16 protein-coding genes are annotated in these 17703 nt (G+C 62.9%); 7 read left to right on the top strand and 9 right to left on the bottom strand.

Annotated elements, in window-relative coordinates; translation table 11 throughout:
- Positions 1–23: 23 nt before the first annotated feature.
- The 6 genes from F753_RS41795 to F753_RS41770 form a co-directional block, all read right to left on the bottom strand.
- Complete coding sequence (locus F753_RS41795) at positions 24–326, bottom strand: hypothetical protein (protein ID WP_023446182.1); 303 nt, start codon at positions 324–326, stop codon at positions 24–26.
- Between the two features lie 181 nt (positions 327–507).
- Entirely contained in the window at positions 508–3360 is a 2853-nt protein-coding gene (locus tag F753_RS41790; protein ID WP_023446181.1) for an FAD-binding and (Fe-S)-binding domain-containing protein, read from the bottom strand.
- A complete protein-coding gene (locus F753_RS41785) occupies positions 3357–4028 on the bottom strand; it encodes a LutC/YkgG family protein (RefSeq protein WP_023446180.1) in 672 nt (223 codons plus the stop codon). The genes F753_RS41790 and F753_RS41785 overlap by 4 nt, the downstream gene beginning before the upstream one ends.
- Positions 4025–5485 (bottom strand): LutB/LldF family L-lactate oxidation iron-sulfur protein, encoded by a 1461-nt coding sequence (locus F753_RS41780; RefSeq protein WP_023446179.1) that lies wholly within the window; start codon positions 5483–5485, stop codon positions 4025–4027. The genes F753_RS41785 and F753_RS41780 overlap by 4 nt, the downstream gene beginning before the upstream one ends.
- Complete coding sequence (locus F753_RS41775) at positions 5482–6303, bottom strand: (Fe-S)-binding protein (protein WP_023446178.1); 822 nt, start codon at positions 6301–6303, stop codon at positions 5482–5484. The genes F753_RS41780 and F753_RS41775 overlap by 4 nt, the downstream gene beginning before the upstream one ends.
- Before the next feature lie 248 nt (positions 6304–6551).
- Positions 6552–8246, bottom strand: a complete 1695-nt coding sequence (locus F753_RS41770; protein WP_023446177.1) for an L-lactate permease — start codon at positions 8244–8246, stop codon at positions 6552–6554.
- A 267-nt stretch (positions 8247–8513) separates the two neighbouring features.
- Between F753_RS41770 and F753_RS41765 the strand changes: the two genes are divergently transcribed.
- Entirely contained in the window at positions 8514–9290 is a 777-nt protein-coding gene (locus tag F753_RS41765) for a GntR family transcriptional regulator (RefSeq protein ID WP_031298082.1), read from the top strand.
- A gap of 81 nt (positions 9291–9371) precedes the next feature.
- Here F753_RS41765 and smpB read toward each other — a convergent pair whose 3' ends face one another.
- The gene (gene smpB / locus F753_RS41760) at positions 9372–9854 is read right to left on the bottom strand and encodes an SsrA-binding protein SmpB (RefSeq protein WP_003299438.1); all 483 of its coding nucleotides are present in this window, start codon (positions 9852–9854) and stop codon (positions 9372–9374) included.
- Between the two features lie 210 nt (positions 9855–10064).
- Between smpB and F753_RS41755 the strand changes: the two genes are divergently transcribed.
- Together F753_RS41755 and F753_RS41750 are read left to right on the top strand one after the other, a co-directional pair.
- Positions 10065–10499, top strand: a complete 435-nt coding sequence (locus tag F753_RS41755) for a type II toxin-antitoxin system RatA family toxin (protein ID WP_023446175.1) — start codon at positions 10065–10067, stop codon at positions 10497–10499.
- On the top strand, positions 10492–10806 hold the full coding sequence (locus F753_RS41750; protein ID WP_023446174.1) for an RnfH family protein: 315 nt from the start codon (positions 10492–10494) through the stop codon (positions 10804–10806). The genes F753_RS41755 and F753_RS41750 overlap by 8 nt, the downstream gene beginning before the upstream one ends.
- 41 nt (positions 10807–10847) lie before the next feature.
- Here the strand turns inward: F753_RS41750 and F753_RS41745 are convergent, their stop codons facing one another.
- Positions 10848–11363, bottom strand: coding sequence for an outer membrane protein assembly factor BamE (locus tag F753_RS41745; RefSeq protein ID WP_023446173.1), 516 nt, complete (start codon positions 11361–11363; stop codon positions 10848–10850).
- A gap of 95 nt (positions 11364–11458) precedes the next feature.
- Between F753_RS41745 and fur the strand changes: the two genes are divergently transcribed.
- Positions 11459–11863, top strand: coding sequence for a ferric iron uptake transcriptional regulator (gene fur / locus F753_RS41740; RefSeq protein ID WP_003280866.1), 405 nt, complete (start codon positions 11459–11461; stop codon positions 11861–11863).
- A 56-nt stretch (positions 11864–11919) separates the two neighbouring features.
- Here fur and recN read toward each other — a convergent pair whose 3' ends face one another.
- A complete protein-coding gene (recN, locus tag F753_RS41735; protein ID WP_023446172.1) occupies positions 11920–13593 on the bottom strand; it encodes a DNA repair protein RecN in 1674 nt (557 codons plus the stop codon).
- Between the two features lie 203 nt (positions 13594–13796).
- Between recN and grpE the strand changes: the two genes are divergently transcribed.
- The 3 genes from grpE (at position 13797) to dnaJ (ending at position 17651) form a co-directional block, all read left to right on the top strand.
- On the top strand, positions 13797–14372 hold the full coding sequence (gene grpE / locus F753_RS41730) for a nucleotide exchange factor GrpE (protein WP_023446171.1): 576 nt from the start codon (positions 13797–13799) through the stop codon (positions 14370–14372).
- 112 nt (positions 14373–14484) lie between these two features.
- Positions 14485–16398: a molecular chaperone DnaK gene (gene dnaK, locus F753_RS41725; RefSeq protein WP_023446170.1), complete on the top strand. Its 1914-nt coding sequence runs from the start codon at positions 14485–14487 to the stop codon at positions 16396–16398.
- Positions 16399–16520: 122 nt separating this feature from the next.
- Positions 16521–17651, top strand: coding sequence for a molecular chaperone DnaJ (dnaJ, locus tag F753_RS41720; RefSeq protein ID WP_003280872.1), 1131 nt, complete (start codon positions 16521–16523; stop codon positions 17649–17651).
- Positions 17652–17703: the final 52 nt, after the last annotated feature.

Here is a 17703-nt window from a genome sequence, read left to right as displayed (position 1 = left end):
TCGCACGATCCCGCCGGCCTGGCTTAGTTGCCGGCGCCGGAACCGGAGCCGCTGGTGCCGCCGCTACCGGTGCTGCCTGGGCCTTTCAGCTCTTGCAGTGCCTTGGTGGAGTGCGCGATGCAGGCTTCGGTGTCGCCCGATTGCTGGGCTTGGCGGGCCTGTTTGACGTACTCGTCGACCTGGCTCTTGGCCGGCTCACCCAAGGTGGTGTTGGTGGCCATGTTGTCGTCGATTTCCTGCAGGTTGAGCTGGCACAGGTCGTCTTGGGCGAAGACGGCCGGGCTGGCGAGCAGTACCGCGGATGCGAGCAGTGCATGAACTTTCATTGTGGGTCCTCCAGTCTTATGGACTTCCCGGGCCTGCCAGATACCAACTGAAACGGCGGCGCCGAGTCGAATCGAACCCGTCAGGGGCTCTAAAATTCCGACTGCGATTGCGCGTGAGCGTTCATCGAAACGCCACAAACGAAACGGCCGCGCTTCGCTGAGCGGGGCCGTAGTGCCTTTTCTAGAGCGGCTGCGTGGTTGTTTTGCTCCGCGTTACGCGGTCCACCAGGTAGACCAGGCCGTGGTAGTCGATCTCGCCATGACGCGACAGGCCGATCTCGCAGGTGCGGCTGGTGGAAATGCCTTCCTCGCAGATCTGCACGGCGTCTTTCAGGCTGCGTAGAGCGTGGCCGTTCAGTTCTGGCGTGGTGAAGCCCTTGTCACCGGCGAAGCCGCAGCAGTGGATGCCTTCGGGCACCACGACTTCCCTGGCGCAGCGACGAGCGATATCGATCAGTGCCTGTGCTTCCCCAAGGTGCTGGGTGCTGCAGGTAACGTGCACGGCGATCGCCTTTTCCTGCGGGACGAAGTCCAACTTGTCGAGCAGGTGTGTGCGGATGAAGCGCACCGGGTCGTACATGTCGAGGCGTTGATCGGTCAGGCCCTGGACCAGGCGCAGCGTGCAGGGACTGGTGTCGCAGTAGATCGGATCAAGCCCGCCGCGGCTGGCCTTGAGCAGCGCGTCGAGCATCTCCTGACGCTTGCGTTCGCCCTGTTCAGCGTAACCCTTGGAAGCGAACGGTTGGCCGCAGCACAGGTCGTTCAGCTGCTCGGGGAAAATCACCTGGTAGCCGGCCTTTTCCAGCAGGCTGCGGGTCTTGTCGAGCAGCGGCTCCTGTTCCTGATCGCGGGCAGCGGGCGCCATGGCGCGGGAGACGCAGGCGGCCAGATAGACCACCCGCGGGCGCTCGTCCTGAACGGTAGGCTGGGGCAGGTGCAGGCGCTGCAGGGGTTGCGGCATCGCCGGTGTCCATTGCGGGATGCGACCCTTGCTGGCGTTGGTCATGGTTGCGGACAGCTTGGCCAGGCGCTTGGTGCCGAGGATGATGTGCGCGCCGTTGGCGGCATGCAGCATGAAACGGGTGCCCTGTACGGCGGTGCTGAAATGGTCGGCCAGCCAGTTGGCGGCGCCGGTTTTGCTCGCTTCACGTCCGCGCAGCTTGCGTACCAGGTCGCCAGTGTTGATGCCGACCGGGCATCGCTGGGCACAGAGGCCGGTGGCGGCGCAGGTTTCCACGCCGTGGTAGTGGTAGAGCCGCTCGATTTCCGTGGTGTCGACGCCGGCGCGCTTACGGGCTTGGATGTCGCGCCAGATGACGATGCGCTGGCGTGGAGTGAGGGTCAGTCCGTTGGACGGGCAGACCGGCTCACAGAAACCGCACTCGATGCACTTGTCGACGATCTCGTCGGCGGCCGGCATCGGCTTGAGGTTCTTCAGGTGGATGTCCGGGTCTTCGGAGAGCACCACGTCCGGATTGAGGATGCCGGTGGGGTCGAGCAGGCGCTTGATCTTCCACATCAGCGCGTAAGCTTCGCTGCCCCATTCCAGCTCGACGAAGGGCGCCATGTTGCGTCCGGTGCCGTGCTCGGCCTTGAGCGCACCGCCGAATTCGACGGCGACCAGCTGCGCCACTTCGCCCATGAAGGCTTCGTAACGGGCGACCTGCGCCGGATCATCGAAACCCTGGGTGAAGACGAAGTGCAGGTTGCCCTCCAGCGCGTGGCCGAAGAGGATCGCCTCGTCGTAGCGGTGCTTGTCGAGCAGTTCGATCAGCCGGTTTACACCCTCGGCCAGGCGCTCGACGGGGAAGGTGACATCTTCGATGATCACCGTGGTGCCGGTCTGGCGCACGGCGCCGACTGCCGGGAAGGTGTCCTTGCGGATCTTCCAAAGCTGGTTGTAGACCACCGGGTCTTCGCTGAAGTCGACCTGCTTTTCCACCGGGAAATGCGCGATGGAGGTCATGATCAGGTTGATCTGCTCGTGCAGCAGCGACTGGCTGGCGGCGCGCGATTCGATCAAGAGTGCGCAGGCGGTCGGCGACAGTTCCTTCACCCACTCGGGCATGCCGGCCTTGTGTTCGACCGAGCGCAGACTGCGGCGGTCCAGCAGCTCTACGGCCGACACCGGCTGCTGCTTGAGCACCGGCACGGCCAGGCAGCAGGTTTCCACGTCAGGGAACACCACCAGCGCGCTGGCTTTGTGCGGGTGATCCGGCACGGTGTCGTAGGTCACCGCGCTGATAAAGCCCAGCGTGCCTTCGGAACCGACCATCAGGTGGCTGAGGATATCCAGCGGCTCGTCGTAGTCGACCAGCGCATTGAGCGAGAAACCGGTAGTGTTCTTCAGTCGGTACTTGTGGCGGATCTTCGCGGCCAGTTCGGTGTTGGCGCGGGTTTCGCGGCCCAGCTCGGCCAGCTGTTCGAGTAGCGCCGCATGGCTCTGGCGGAAGGCGGCAACGCTGGAGGCATCCTCGCTGTCGACCACGGTGCCGTCGGCCAGCACGACGCGCAGGCCGGCGAGGGTTTTGTAGGTGTTCTGCGCCGTGCCGCAGCACATGCCGCTGGAGTTGTTGGCGACGATGCCGCCGATCTTGGCGGCGTTGATCGAGGCCGGATCAGGGCCGATCTTGCGCTGAAATGGCGCGAGCACGGCGTTGGCGTTGGCACCGATTACGCCGGGCTGCAGGCGGATCTGCTCGCCGCCGTTGCGAATCTCGCGGCCGTTCCAGTTGTCGCCGAGGACGATCAGCACCGAGTCGCTGATCGCCTGGCCGGACAGGCTGGTGCCGGCGGCGCGGAAGGTCACCGGGACGTTCTCCGCATGGGCCAGCTTGAGCAGCGCGATCACCTCGGCTTCGGATTCGACGCGCACCACCAGTTTGGGAATCAGCCGGTAGAAGCTTGCGTCGGTACCGAAGGCGAGGGTGGAGAGCGGGTCGTCGAAGCGCCGCTCGACCGGGATCAGACGTTCGACTTCGCGGAGGAACGCGGCTGGCAAAGGCGCACGTTCAAGCTGGGCGGCCGCGTTCATGCGTCCTCCAGGATCAGCAGGATCAGATCCTTCGGCCCGTGGGCGCCGTAGGCCAGCACCTGCTCGATGTCGGCGGTTTTCGACGGGCCGGAGACCAGCAGCGCATTGGTCGGCATGCCGGCAGCCCACTGAAACTTCTGCTGGATCTCGTAGAAGTTGTCGTGGATTTCGCTGGCCTTGAGGATGGCGAAGTGCACCGGTGGCACCAGGCTCATCAGGCGCGGCTCCTCGCGGGTCGGCCACATGATCAGACTGCCGGTGGAGGCGATGGCGCCGAGTGTGCCGGTGAGGCTCGCCGGGGTGTCGTTGAACAGCTCGTCCTTCCAGTCCTCGACCGGGCGGTCGTAGGCCTTCAGCGTCGGCAGGCCCTCACGGCCGGCGCAATGCGCGGTGAAGCGCTGGCCGTACGGCGTGGTCGGGGCGATCAGCAGGCTCGGCAGCTGGCGGTCGTGCAGCAGCTGTTCGAGCAGGGCGGGCCAATCGGCGTCCGTGGTCAGGTGAATCTCGGTGTGCACCGCTTCCATCAGCTGACGCAGACGGGCGATGCGCTGCTCGGGCGCGTAGCTCCAGGGCTGGGTGACCAGCGATACGTCGTAGTCATCGACGATAGGCGTGGTGCCTTCCAGGCTCTTTTTCAGCTTGGCGAGGATATTGGCCTTGGCGCTCATCGCTTGCCCTCCAGGTGCTCGCGGGCCAGCTCGTGCAGCGAGCGGGCGGCAGGTTTCGGTGCGCTGTGGTTCTGCGTCCAGGGGCCGATGTTCGATGGCGTCAGGCCGCGCAGGCGAGTGGCGAAGAAGCCGAATACGCGGTACAGCGTCGGGCTGGTGTTGAGCAGGCGCCAGCCGGCCCACATCAGTCGTTCTTTCTTCGAGTATTTGCTGCCCTGGCCGCGCATGACCTTGTGCGGATCGTCCGGTGCCTTGACGTTCTCCTCACGCAGGCGCCGCAGGATGGACGGAATCGGGATCTTCACCGGGCAGACCTCGCCGCAGGCGCCGCACAGCGACGAGGCGCTGGGGTGATCCGGCACTTTGTCCAGACCGACCATGTGCGGCGTGATGATCTTGCCGATCGGACCGGGGTAGACCTCGCCGTAGGTATGGCCGCCGACGCGGGTGTACACCGGGCAATGGTTCATGCAGGCGCCGCAGCGGATGCAGTTCAGCGTCTGGCGCAGCTCACTGTCGGCGAAGGCCTGGCTGCGGCCGTTGTCCAGCAGGATCAGGTGCACTTCTTGCGGGCCGTCGAGCTCATCGGCCTTGCGCGGGCTGGAGATCATGTTGACGTAGGTGGTGATCGGCTGGCCCAACGCCGAGCGAGTCAGCAGCGAGAGCAGCGGGACCACGTCGCGCAGATTCTCCACGACCTTCTCGATCCCGGTGACGGCGATATGTACCGGCGGCACACCGGTGGACATGCGCCCGTTGCCCTCGTTCTCCACGAGCAGCAGGGTGCCGGTTTCAGCCACCGCGAAGTTCACGCCGGAGACGCCGATATCGGCCTCGAAGAACTTCTGGCGCAGCGTGCGGCGGCCGATCTGAATGAGTTGGTCGACGTCCTTGGTGTACTCCACGCCGAGTTTCTCGTGGAACAGGGACGCGACCTGGCCGGCGTTCTTGTGGATTGCCGGCATGATGATATGGGAAGGCTTTTCGTGGTCGAGCTGGACGATGTACTCGCCCATGTCCGATTCCAGGCATTCGATGCCATGGCCTTCGAGGAAATGGTTCATCTCCATCTCTTCGCTGACCATCGATTTGCCCTTGATCACCTGCTTCGCCTCGTGGGCGCGGGCGATCTCGAGGACGATGTTGTTCGCCTCTTCAACCGTCTCCGCCCAGTGCACTTTCACACCATTGCGGGTCAGGTTGGTTTCCAGCCGCTCGAGCAGTTCGGGCAGCTTGGACAGTGCGCGGGCGCGGATGCGGTTGCCCATCTCGCGCAGCCGCTCGCGTTCGTCGGCATCGCTGAAGGCCACGGCACGCTTGGTCATCAGCGAGTCCATGGCGGTACGGAAGTTGCGCCGTAGCTGGTCGTCCTTCAGGGATTTGCGCGCGCGGGCGCGGAAATCCGGGTCACCGGCGTTCTCGATCTGTATCGCGGGGATACGCTGTTCGGCGTTCATCGGGCACCTCCGGTGCGTTGCCAGAGGAAGGTCGCCAGATGCTGACCGCGCAGGGCTTCACGCTGTTTCTCCAGCGAACCGTTGATGTTCATCAGGCAGCCACAGTCGGCGCTGATCACCTGATGCGCGCCGGATTCCTTCAGTGCGCGGGTCTTGTCCAGCACCATGGCCCCGGAGATGTCGGGCATGCGTACGCTGAAGGTACCGCCGAAGCCGCAGCATTCGCTTTCGTGATCATGCTCGACGCGCTCGACCTGGCCCAGCTGTGCAAGCAGGGCGCGGCCGTGCAGGTGGGTGTTCATCTCGCGGCGGGCCGAGCAGGAGGTATGCAGGGCAACCTTGGTCGGCATGCCGGCGTCCTTGAATTCGACCTTGCAGACGTTGAGCAGGAACTCGGCCAGCTCGAAGGTGCGCTCGGCCAGCGCTTGCGCCTTCTTCAGCGTGGCCGGCTCGTCCTTGAACAGGTCCAGATAATGGTGGCGCAGCATCCCGGCGCAGGAACCGGACGGGACGACCACGGGCCAGTCGTTGGCGAACAGATCCAGTTGCGCCCGTGCGACGTTGCGTGCCTCGTCGGTGTAGCCGCTGGTGTAGGCCGGCTGGCCGCAGCAGGTCTGACCCTGCGGGAAGTGCACGGTCAATCCTTCGCGCTCGAGCAGGCGGATGGCATCCAGGCCAGCCTCGGGATAGAACAGGTCGACCACGCAGGTACCGAACAGATAAACCTGGCTCGGCTTGGCGGGGTATTCGCGCGGCTTTGGCAGCGGCGGCGCGACGCGGGTAGCGTTCGGCGCAGCATCGTAGAAGAGTTCGCTCATCGGCTTGGTCTCCGGGTTAGCCCGGTTATCCGCAAACAGGCTTTTGAAAAACTATCTGCGTTTGGCAATACGTCGTTAAAGCAGCCTCAGAATACTCATTTAGGAACCTGAACTCGTATGCGAGCCCAGTCCTTTCTTCGGCTGCTTTGCCTCGTCTTGCCGGTCTCGCTTACGTTTTTCAATGGCCCTGTCAGGTGCGGTTTCTGGAATGCAACCGTGCCCCCAGATGGGGGCACGGTTCCTGTTTCTTACACTCCGACCAGTGGGTCGGTCACGCCTAGCACGTAGATGGCGATCAGGCCGATCACCCCCGTGAACAGCACGTAGTACAGCGTAGGCCATATGGTCTTGCGCAGCGTGGAGCCTTCGCGACCGAGCAGGCCGACGGTAGCGGATGCCGCCACCACGTTGTGGATCGCAACCATGTTGCCCGCCGCAGCGCCAACAGCCTGGGTGGCAACTACCATCGCGCCGGAAATTCCGAGCGACTGTGCAACGCCAAACTGGAACTGGCTGAACATCATGTTGCTGACGGTGTTGGAGCCAGCGAGGAATGCACCCAGAGCGCCCACCGACGGCGCCAGCAGCGGGTAGATGCTGCCAACGCTATCGGCGACGTAGCGCGCCATGACGATCGGCATGCTGGCCAGTTCGGCACCGTTGACGCCCGAGTTGATCAGGATGCGCACCATCGGCACGGTGAACAGCAGTACGAAGCCGGCGCTGAGCAGCACGCCGCTGGATTCCTTCACTGCCGCCTTGAGCTCGGAAACGCGCATGCCATGCAGGAAAAAGGTAATCAACACCACCATGACGAGGATGCCGCCCGGCAGGTACAACGGCTCGATGCCGGCATTGATGCCTGTTTCGCCAAGGATGTTGGCAAAAGCGATGGATACCGATTTCAGTGCAGCTGTGACCTGCGGGAACACCCGGCTGATCACCAGAATCGCGCCGACCAGCACGTAGGGCAGCCAGGCACGGAAGGCGCTCATCGGGCGGGCAGCCATCTCGTCCAGCTTCATTTCGATTGTGCCCAGCCACTCGGCCGGCCATTCCTTGGCGTCCGCGAAGTCCCAGGTGGTCTTCGGCGTCAGGAACTTGAAGCGGGCAGCGGTGGTAACGATCGCCAGGCCCACCAGGCCGCCGAGCAGCGACGGGAATTCGGGGCCGAGGAAGATGCCGGTGGCAGCGTAGGGCAGGGTGAACGCCAGGCCGGCGAAGATCGCGAACGGCAACACTTCGAAGCCGGCTTTCCAGCTTTTCTCCTTGCCGAAGAAGCGCGTCAGCATCAGCACCATGACCAGCGGCATTACTGTGCCGACGATGGCGTGGGTGATCGCCACACTGCTGGTGATCTGCTGCAGGTAGGCGTTCCAGCTGGACCCCTGCGCAACCAGTTGCGCGCCGATGGTGGCGGTATCCAGGCCGCTGTTGATGCCTACGACGATCGGCGTACCGACCGCGCCGAAAGACACCGGCGTGCTTTGCACCAGCATGCCGAGCAGGACTGCAGCCATTGCCGGGAAGCCGACCGCAACCAGCAGCGGTGCGGCGATGGCGGCCGGAGTGCCAAAGCCGGAAGCGCCCTCGATGAAGCAACCGAACAGCCAGGCGATGATGATGGCCTGGATGCGGCGGTCAGGGCTGATGGTGGTGAAACCGGCACGAATGGCGGTGATGCCGCCGGAATGCTTGAGGGTGTTCAGCAGCAGGATTGCGCCGAAGATGATCCACAGCAGGCCCAGGGTGATCACCAGACCTTGCAGCGTCGAGGCGATGATGCGGTTGACGCTCATGTCCCAGACGAACAGCCCGATGGCTGCGGTGAACAGGAAGACCAACGGCATGGCGCGGCTGGCTGGCCAGCGCAGGCCGATCAGCATGATTGCTGCGAGCAGAATGGGTGTGAAGGCGAATAGTGCGAGCAGTCCGTTGGACATGTCAGGCTTCCCCTGCGGTTCGGTTCAGATGGGGCCCTGAGCGGACCGTGGAGTAGTTTTTGTGCGCAGATCTCATGCTGAGTCCTCTTATTTTTAGACCACTTTGTAAATTGGTAATACCAATTAACAGAAGTGAATGGCCAGCGTAAGAGCTGCGTATAGGTGCGTCAATTAGCTAGCTATAGACTTTGGTCGCAACAGCCGGCCTTGTGCAGATGCGCGGTCATGGCTAGCATTTTCGGATTGGTATGACCATTCGGGGTGGCTATGGACGTGGGGATGGTGCGGCAGCGGCGGCTAGCGGACGATATCGTCGCGCAGCTGGAAACCATGATTCTTGAGGGCACGCTCAAGGCGGGTGAGCGTCTGCCCGCGGAGCGCGCCCTGGCTGAAAGCTTTGGTGTTTCGCGGCCTTCGCTGCGCGAAGCGATTCAGAAGCTCGCCGCCAAGGGGCTGCTGGTCAGCCGGCATGGCGGAGGTACGTTCGTCGCCGAGGCGCTGGGCTCGACGTTCAGTGATCCGTTGCTGCATCTGCTGGAAAACAACAGCGATGCGCAGCGCGACTTATTGGAGTTTCGCCACACGCTCGAGGGCAGCTGCGCCTACTACGCAGCGCTGCGTGCGACCGAGGTGGATCGGAAGCGGCTCACCGAAGCCTTTGCCGCATTGCAGGACTGCTACGCCCGGGAAGGTAAAGTCTCCCGGGCGGAAGAGGGTGCAGCCGATGCCCAGTTCCATCTCGCTATTGCCGAAGCCAGCCACAACGCGGTGCTGCTGCATACCATTCGTGGCCTGTTCGACCTGCTCAAGCGCAACGTGGTGACCAATATCGGCGGCATGTACGCCCTGCGTGACGAAACGCGGGACATGCTGATGAGCCAGCATCGCGAGTTGTACGAGGCGATCATGGCCAGGCGAGCGACCGAGGCGCGGGAGGTCATCCATCGCCATATCAATTACGTGCAGGAAGTGCTGGCTGAAGGTCAGCAGGAAGCCCAGCGGCTGGCGCGCGCGCAGCGTCGGCAGGGTGAACGGATGCAGTAGGAAGGTTGAGAACTGAGCCGGCACTGGCTGCCGGCTCGGGTATTGCCGCGTGGGCTTATCGGGCCATGCGACGGGCGCGGCTCAGTCGTCCTTGCCCTTGGTGCGCATCGCGCGCTGGATCTCCCGATCGGAATCGCGTTCCTTCTCGGTGTGGCGCTTGTCGTATTCCTTCTTGCCTTTGCCGAGGGCGATCTCGCACTTGATCATGTGCTTCTTCCAGTACAGCGAAAGCGCCACGCAGGCGTAGCCCTTCTGCTGCACGGCACCGAACAGCTTGCCTAGCTCGCGCTTGTTCAGCAGCAGCTTGCGGGTGCGGGTCGGGTCGGCGATGACGTGGGTGCTGGCACTGGTCAGCGGCGTGATGTGCGCGCCCATCAACCAGGCTTCACCGTCCTTTAGCAGGACGTAGCTGTCCACCAGCTGAGCCTTGCCAGCACGCATGCTCTTCACTTCCCAGCCGGCCAGGACGAGGCCTGCCTCGAATTTCTGTTCGATGAAGTAGTCGTGTAGCGCCTTCTTGTTCAGCGCGATGGTCCCGGGGGACTGTTTCTTCTGTTTGGCCATAGGGGCCGCATTATAGGGAGTCCCGCTGCGGCTGGCGACAGCCTGCAAGAGCGCTGGCGGCAGAAACTTGAGGGGCAGCCGTTAATCCCCGACAATGTGCCCCGCTTTGCGCTGAGCCGCTTCCCGGGTGTCGCCCGGAAGCCGCGGTTGCGGGCTGGCTGCGCCAACTTTTGGATGGCGCGCAATGAAACGACGACGTAGAAGGTCCGCATGACGACGCACATTCAACGTTCCGCGCTGCTGCCGTACCCGGCCCAGGCGCTGTTCGACATGGTCAACGACGTAGCCAGCTACCCGCAGTTCCTGCCTTGGTGTTCAGCGACTGAGGTGCTTTCCAGCAGCGAGACCGAAATGCACGCCAGCATGACGGTGGCGAAGGCCGGGTTGAGCCAGCGTTTCATGACGCGCAATGCCCTGGACCTCGGCAAGCGTATCGAGATGACGCTTGAGGAAGGCCCATTCAGCCATCTTCATGGCATCTGGGAATTCAAGGCCCTTGGCGAGAAGGCCTGCAAGATAAGCCTGGATCTGACCTTTGATTACGCCGGGCCGCTGGTCAAGGCGACCCTTGGGCCGTTGTTCAATCAGGCTGCCAACACTTTGGTCGATGCCTTCTGCGAGCGGGCGAAGCAGCTATATGGATAAGCAATCGATTGCGGTCGAAGTGGTCTATGCCCTGGCCGACAAGCAGAAGCTGCTGCAGATGACCGTGCCCGCGGGCACCACCGTGCGCGAGGCGGCCTTGCGTTCGGGAATCGATGCGCACTTCCCGGGGCTCGATCTGGCCGCAGCTCCGTTGGGTATCTTCGGCAAGGCCGTGCCCAAGCCCGATGAGCGCGTGCTCGAGGAGGGTGAGCGCGTGGAGATCTACCGGCCGCTGATTGCCGACCCGAAAGAGGTGCGCAAACAGCGCGCCGCACGGGCAGCAAAGAACAAGGCCGAAGACGCTTGAATATGCTGAAACAAAAACGCCCGGGCTAGCCGGGCGTTTCTTTATTCGGTTTCCAGCGGTTCGGGAATCGGCACCGGAACCGGCTCTGCTTCATCCACTTCACGCTGAATCTGCTCCAGCAGCGAGCCAGGCGCAGGGCGCTCTTCAGGCTGACTTGGCTGGGCGGCAGGAGCCGCGTCAGGCGCCTGGGCGTCGCGGCCAAGGATCTGTTCATCGCGGCTTACGCCGGGCATGAAGTCGCCGGCCAGGCCTGCCAGCTGGTCGTTGGCGTTGAACACCAGGCTGACGCGCTCCTGCTGGCGCGGACTGCCGCCGGGCTGGATGCTGTACAGGTAGTCCCAGCGGCTGGCATGGAAGGTGTCGGTGATCAGCGGGTTGCCCATGATAAACCGCACCTGCTGGCGGGTCATTCCGGGGCGCAACTGGTCTATCATGTCCTGCGTGACGACATTGCCCTGTTGAATGTCGACCTTGTAAACCCCGGGGAATGAACAACCGGCGAGTGCGACCAGACCTGCGAAGGAGAGGCTGGCCAGCATGAGCTTGGTGTTTTGCATCGGTGGGTGACTTCCACTATCTTGGCTGGGCAAAGAACCCGGATCATACCCGTATTGAAGGAGGCTGCGAAACAGCAGCAGTGAGAAAGCCAACCATGGTTGAAAATAGCGAACTACGTAAAGCTGGTCTCAAGGTAACTCTGCCGCGGGTCAAGATCCTGCAGATGCTGGACACTACCGATCGCCGCCACATGAGCGCCGAAGACGTCTACAAGGCGTTGATGGAAGCGGGTGAGGATGTCGGTCTGGCGACGGTCTATCGCGTGCTGACCCAGTTCGAGGCGGCCGGTCTGGTAGTTCGGCACAACTTCGATGGTGGTCATGCCGTCTTCGAGCTGGCCGACGGCGGGCATCACGACCACATGGTCTGCGTCGATAGCGGCGACGTCATCGAGTTTTTCGATCCCGAGATCGAGAAGTTGCAGAAAGAAATCGTCAAGCGTCACGGCTACGAGCTGGTGGATCACAATCTGGTGCTCTACGTGCGCAAGAAAGACTGATCCAGACATATGAAAAAGGCGGCCAAGGCCGCCTTTTTTGTGCCTGGCTGCCGGGCTCAGGCTTGTGCGGAGGTGACCATCTGTCGGGCATGTGCCAGAGACTGCTCGGTCAGATCGACGCCGCCGAGCATTCGCGCGATTTCCTCGACGCGGCCGTTCTGATCCAGTTCTGCGACGGCAGTGCGGGTTTCATCCGCCCCGCGAGCCTTGTGCACGAACAGGTGGTGATGTCCTTGGGCGGCGACCTGGGGCAGGTGGGTGACGGTCAGCACCTGGCCGCGCTCGCCGAGGCGGCGCAGCAGCTGGCCAACGATCTCCGCGGTGGGGCCGCCGATACCGACGTCGACTTCATCGAACACCAGCGTCGGTACGCGGGATGTCTGCGCGGTGATCACCTGAATCGCCAAGCTGATACGTGATAGTTCACCCCCGGATGCGACCTTGGCCAGGGCGCGCAGGGGCTGGCCCGGGTTGGCGCTGACCAGGAACTCGACCTGCTCCAGGCCGTAGGGCATCAGTTCGCCTTCGGCTGCAGGCTTGAGTTGCACGCTGAATCTGCCGCCTGGCATACCCAGTCTTTGAATCTCTACCTCGACAGCGCTGGCCAGTTGTTCGGCCGCGGCCTGGCGCATGCGGCTGAGTTCGCCGGCTTTTTCTTCGTAGTGCCGAGCGTAGGCCGCCAGTTCTTCACCGAGGCGCTCGACTGCTTCGTCGTCGGCGTTCAGCCCTTCTAGCTCCTCCAGCAGCTGCTGGTGCAGGTTGGGCAGTTCGGTCGGTTGCACGCGGTGCTTGCGAGCGAGGGTGTAAATGGTATCCAGCCGCTCTTCCAGCATCTGCTGGCGCTCCGGATCGGCGTCGAAGTGATCGACGAAGCGGTTCAGCTCGCCGATCGCCTCTTCGACCTGAATCTGCGCGCTTGCCAGCAGATTGACTGCTTCGCTCAGGGCTTGAGGTTGGTTCTGGAAGGCGCTCAGACGCTGCAGGCTGCTGGTCAGTGCCGACAGCACGTTGCCGGCATCGCTCTCGCTGCACAGCTCCATGACTTGACGGCAGGCGCCGAGCAACTGCTCAGCATTGGCCAGGTTCTTGTGTTCGCGCTCGAGTTGCTCCAGTTCGTTCTCGCCCAGCGCCAGGTTCTCCAGCTCTTCCAGCTGGTAGCTGAGCAATTGGTGGCGTGCGCGCTGTTCGTCGCCACTGTTGCTCAGGCGTTCCAGGGTCTGTCGCGTCTGCCGCCAGCGCTGGGCGGCCAGCTGGACCTGTCGCGCCAGCTCCTGGTTGCCGCTGTACTCATCGAGCAGGCGCCGATGGGTGTCGGTCTTCAGCAGGGATTGATGCTCGTGCTGGCTGTGGATATCGATAAGCAGCTCGCCCAGCGACTTGAGGTCGCCCTGCGGACAAGGGGTGCCGTTGATGTAGCCGCGGGAACGACCTTCGGCGGTGATGACGCGGCGCAGGATGCAGGGCCCGTCATGGTCCATGTCGCGCTCGGCGAGCCAGGCGCGGGCGTCGGGAATATCGTCCAGGTCGAAGCTGGCAAGAATGTCGGCCTTGTCGGCGCCGATGCGCACCACGCTGCTGTCGGCCCGGTCGCCCAGTGTCAGGCCGAGGGCGTCGAGCATGATCGACTTGCCTGCGCCGGTTTCTCCGCTGATGACGCTCATGCCGCGTTTCAGCTCGAGGTCGAGGTGCTCGACGATGGCGTAGTTGTGGACCGATAGATGAACCAGCATGGCAAGGGCTCCCGATTTTGCGTGGCTGGGTATTTATACAGTGGTTTTCTTGGGCGCTACAAGCGTTGAAGCATGAATGTGCGGTTGCTCGTCATTTCGCTGGGCGCTCTTCGCTTTCCGCCCTTGAAGCCTGTTTTTCGCGCCCCCATATAGCGGCACAAGCGCGGGTTTGCTGCCCGCTGATCGTATAGAGAGGAGGACCTATGGCCGACGAGCAGAACCTGGATAACCAGAACCCGGAAGCGCCCGAGCATTCGGAAGCGGACGTAGCCGAGGATCTGGCCGCCCGCGTGCAGTCGCTGGAAGAGCAGCTGGCCGCTGCGCAGGACCAGTCACTGCGCGTTGCGGCTGAGCTGCAGAACATCCGCCGGCGCGCCGAGCAGGATGTGGAAAAGGCGCACAAGTTCGCCCTGGAAAAGTTTGCCGGTGATCTGCTTGCCGTTGCCGACAGTCTCGAGCGTGGCCTTGAGCTGTCCAGTGCTGATGACGAAGCGGTCAAGCCCATGCGTGAGGGCGTCGAGCTGACCCTCAAGCTGCTTCAGGACACGCTGGCGCGTCACCAGCTCGAGCAGCTCGATCCGCATGGCGAGCCGTTCAATCCTGAGCATCATCAGGCCATGGCCATGGAAGAAAGCACCCACGTCGAGCCGGGCAGCGTGCTCAAGGTGTTCCAGAAAGGTTACCTGCTCAACGGTCGCCTGCTGCGTCCGGCGATGGTCGTCGTCAGCAAGGCGCGCCCCCCCCCCCCCCCCCCCCGCCGATGTGCCGCCTTCGATTGATGAGAAGGCTTGAAATCCGGTTGCCGACCCCCATCTGGTAGCCAAGCGTTTTTGTGTTACCCGCAGCCGGTAAAACAGGCGCGGACCAATCGAAATTTGGAGAGCGAATTAAATGGGCAAGATCATCGGTATCGACCTGGGAACCACCAACTCCTGCGTCTCGATTCTGGAAAACGGCAAGGCCAAGGTAATTGAAAATGCCGAAGGCGGCCGTACCACTCCGTCGATCATCGCGTACGCGAACGACGGCGAAATCCTGGTTGGTCAGTCGGCCAAGCGCCAGGCAGTGACCAACCCGCACAACACCCTGTATGCGGTGAAGCGTCTGATCGGTCGTCGCTTTGACGAAGACGTCGTGCAGAAAGACATTCAGATGGTCCCTTACAAGATCGTCAAGGCCGACAACAGCGACGCCTGGGTCGAGGTGAATGGCCAGAAAATGGCGCCGCCGCAGATCTCCGCTGAAATCCTGAAGAAGATGAAGAAGACCGCCGAGGACTACCTCGGTGAGCCGGTGACCGAGGCGGTGATCACCGTTCCGGCCTACTTCAACGACAGCCAGCGTCAGGCCACCAAGGATGCCGGTCGTATCGCCGGTCTGGACGTCAAGCGCATCATCAACGAGCCGACCGCGGCTGCGCTGGCATACGGTATGGACAAGGCCAAGGGCGACCACACCGTGATCGTCTATGACCTGGGTGGCGGTACCTTCGATGTTTCGGTGATCGAGATCGCCGAAGTCGATGGCGAGCATCAATTCGAAGTATTGGCCACCAACGGTGACACCTTCCTCGGTGGTGAGGACTTCGACATCCGCCTGATCGACTACCTCGTCGACGAGTTCAAGAAAGAAACCGGCATGAACCTCAAGGGTGATCCGCTGGCGATGCAGCGCCTGAAGGAAGCAGCAGAGAAGGCCAAGATCGAGCTGTCCTCCAGTCAGCAGACCGACGTCAACCTGCCATACATCACCGCAGACTCGACCGGTCCTAAGCACCTGAACGTGAAGATCTCCCGGGCCAAGCTGGAAGCGCTGGTCGAGGATCTGGTGCAGCGCACCATCGAGCCTTGCCGCATTGCGCTGAAGGATGCCGGCGTTGACGTTTCGAAGATCGACGACGTGATCTTGGTCGGTGGTCAGACCCGTATGCCGCTGGTGCAGCAGAAAGTCGCCGAGTTCTTCGGCAAGGAAGCACGTAAGGACGTCAACCCGGATGAAGCCGTGGCCATGGGTGCTGCCATTCAGGGCGCGGTCCTGGCCGGTGACGTCAAGGACGTGCTGTTGCTCGACGTATCGCCGCTTACCCTGGGCATCGAAACCCTGGGTGGCGTGATGACGCCGCTGATCGAGAAGAACACCACCATCCCGACCAAGAAGTCGCAGGTGTTCTCCACTGCGGACGATAACCAGAGCGCCGTGACCATTCATGTGCTGCAGGGCGAGCGCAAGCAGGCTACGCAGAACAAGTCGCTGGGTCGCTTCGACCTGGCCGAGATCCCGCCGGCACCGCGTGGCATGCCGCAGATCGAGGTCACCTTCGACATCGACGCCAACGGCATCCTGCACGTGTCTGCCAAGGACAAGGCCACTGGCAAGCAGCAATCCATCGTGATCAAGGCCAACTCGGGTCTGTCCGAGGAGGAAATCGAGCAGATGGTCCGCGATGCCGAGGCGAATGCCGAGGAAGACCGCAAGTTCGAGGAGTTGGCGACTGCGCGCAACCAGGGCGATCAGCTGGTGCATGCGACCCGCAAGATGCTCGTTGAGGCCGGCGACAAGGCCAGCGACGACGACAAAGCGGCAATCGAGAAAGCGCTTGGCGAGCTGGAAGTGGCCATCAAAGGCGACGACAAGGCCGAGATCGAAGCCAAGATCGCTGCGGTTTCCCAGGCTTCCACGCCGGTCGCGCAGAAGATGTACGCCGAGCAGGCTCAGGCTGGTGAAGGTCAGTCGGCCGATGAGCAGGGCAAGCCGGGTGACGACGTAGTCGACGCCGAGTTCGAAGAGGTCAAGGACAACAAGTAAGCCCTGGCTTGCTTCCGCTCCAGCCCGTCCCGACATCGTTCGGGCGGGCCCGACCGCTGCGCGGGGGCTTGCTCCCGCGTCGGCGTGTCTGGAAGGCATGAATTTGAGGGTTCAGGATAGTTATGGCCAAACGCGATTTTTACGAGGTGCTGGGCGTCGAGCGCGGCGTCAGCGAGGCAGAGCTGAAAAAGGCTTACCGGCGCCTTGCGATGAAGCATCACCCGGACCGCAATCCGGGGGACAAGGCGGCTGAAGACGCCTTCAAGGAGGCCAATGAGGCCTACGAAGTACTCTCCGATCCGAGCAAACGTGCTGCCTACGATCAGTACGGCCATGCTGGGGTCGATCCGCAGATGGGTGCTGGGGCAGCCGGTGCCGGTTACGGTGGTGCGAACTTCTCCGATATCTTCGGCGACGTGTTCAGCGATTTCTTCAGTGGCGGCCGCGGCGGCGGCCGTGGTGGCGCACAGCGTGGCAGCGATCTGCGCTACACGCTCGAACTCGACCTGGAAGAGGCAGTGCGCGGCACCACCGTGACCATTCGCGTGCCGACCCTGGTCGAGTGCAAGACCTGTGATGGCTCCGGTGCGAAGAAGGGCACCAGTCCGGTGACCTGTACCACCTGTGGCGGTATCGGTCAGGTGCGCATGCAGCAGGGCTTCTTCTCGGTGCAGCAGACCTGTCCTCGTTGCCACGGCAGCGGCAAGATGATTTCCGATCCGTGCGGCAGCTGCCATGGGCAGGGGCGCGTGGAGGAGCAGAAGACGCTCTCGGTCAAGGTGCCGCCGGGTGTCGATACCGGTGATCGCATTCGTCTGTCTGGCGAAGGCGAGGCGGGCACTCAGGGTGGCCCGGCCGGCGACCTGTATGTGGTGGTCAATGTGCGCGAGCACGCGATCTTCCAGCGCGATGGCAAACATTTGTATTGCGAAGTGCCGATCAGCTTTGCCGATGCGGCACTGGGCGGTGAGCTGGAAGTGCCGACGCTGGATGGCCGCGTCAAGCTGAAGATTCCTGAGGGTACCCAGACCGGCAAGCAGTTCCGCTTGCGTGGCAAGGGGGTCGCGCCGGTGCGCGGTGGTGCGGCGGGCGATCTGCTGTGTCGGGTCGCGGTGGAGACGCCGGTCAACCTGAGCAAGCGTCAGCGTGAGATGCTCGAGGAGTTTCGCGGCACGCTGCAGGGTGACACCTCGCATTCCCCCAAGGCCAGTGGCTGGTTCGAAGGTGTGAAGCGCTTTTTCGGTGATGTATGACAAGGGCCTATGGGTGGAGGATGACAGGCTTCGTGCCTGCGTCCTTCGCTTG

This window comes from Stutzerimonas chloritidismutans AW-1 (assembly GCF_000495915.1).
GTDB lineage: Bacteria > Pseudomonadota > Gammaproteobacteria > Pseudomonadales > Pseudomonadaceae > Stutzerimonas > Stutzerimonas chloritidismutans.
The sequence above is the reverse complement of the archived record's forward strand: the minus strand, read 5'-3'. Positions and strand labels throughout refer to the sequence as shown.

What these genes read in the sequence shown, in the direction of transcription:
- F753_RS41795 (WP_023446182.1), bottom strand. Translation starts at nt 326, where the DNA reads ATGAAAGTTCATGCACTGCTCGCATCCGCGGTACTGCTCGCCAGCCCG.
- F753_RS41790 (WP_023446181.1), bottom strand. Translation starts at nt 3,360, where the DNA reads ATGAACGCGGCCGCCCAGCTTGAACGTGCGCCTTTGCCAGCCGCGTTC.
- F753_RS41785 (WP_023446180.1), bottom strand. Translation starts at nt 4,028, where the DNA reads ATGAGCGCCAAGGCCAATATCCTCGCCAAGCTGAAAAAGAGCCTGGAA.
- F753_RS41780 (WP_023446179.1), bottom strand. Translation starts at nt 5,485, where the DNA reads ATGAACGCCGAACAGCGTATCCCCGCGATACAGATCGAGAACGCCGGT.
- F753_RS41775 (WP_023446178.1), bottom strand. Translation starts at nt 6,303, where the DNA reads ATGAGCGAACTCTTCTACGATGCTGCGCCGAACGCTACCCGCGTCGCG.
- F753_RS41770 (WP_023446177.1), bottom strand. Translation starts at nt 8,246, where the DNA reads ATGTCCAACGGACTGCTCGCACTATTCGCCTTCACACCCATTCTGCTC.
- F753_RS41765 (WP_031298082.1), top strand. Translation starts at nt 8,514, where the DNA reads ATGGACGTGGGGATGGTGCGGCAGCGGCGGCTAGCGGACGATATCGTC.
- smpB (WP_003299438.1), bottom strand. Translation starts at nt 9,854, where the DNA reads ATGGCCAAACAGAAGAAACAGTCCCCCGGGACCATCGCGCTGAACAAG.
- F753_RS41755 (WP_023446175.1), top strand. Translation starts at nt 10,065, where the DNA reads ATGACGACGCACATTCAACGTTCCGCGCTGCTGCCGTACCCGGCCCAG.
- F753_RS41750 (WP_023446174.1), top strand. Translation starts at nt 10,492, where the DNA reads ATGGATAAGCAATCGATTGCGGTCGAAGTGGTCTATGCCCTGGCCGAC.
- F753_RS41745 (WP_023446173.1), bottom strand. Translation starts at nt 11,363, where the DNA reads ATGCAAAACACCAAGCTCATGCTGGCCAGCCTCTCCTTCGCAGGTCTG.
- fur (WP_003280866.1), top strand. Translation starts at nt 11,459, where the DNA reads ATGGTTGAAAATAGCGAACTACGTAAAGCTGGTCTCAAGGTAACTCTG.
- recN (WP_023446172.1), bottom strand. Translation starts at nt 13,593, where the DNA reads ATGCTGGTTCATCTATCGGTCCACAACTACGCCATCGTCGAGCACCTC.
- grpE (WP_023446171.1), top strand. Translation starts at nt 13,797, where the DNA reads ATGGCCGACGAGCAGAACCTGGATAACCAGAACCCGGAAGCGCCCGAG.
- dnaK (WP_023446170.1), top strand. Translation starts at nt 14,485, where the DNA reads ATGGGCAAGATCATCGGTATCGACCTGGGAACCACCAACTCCTGCGTC.
- dnaJ (WP_003280872.1), top strand. Translation starts at nt 16,521, where the DNA reads ATGGCCAAACGCGATTTTTACGAGGTGCTGGGCGTCGAGCGCGGCGTC.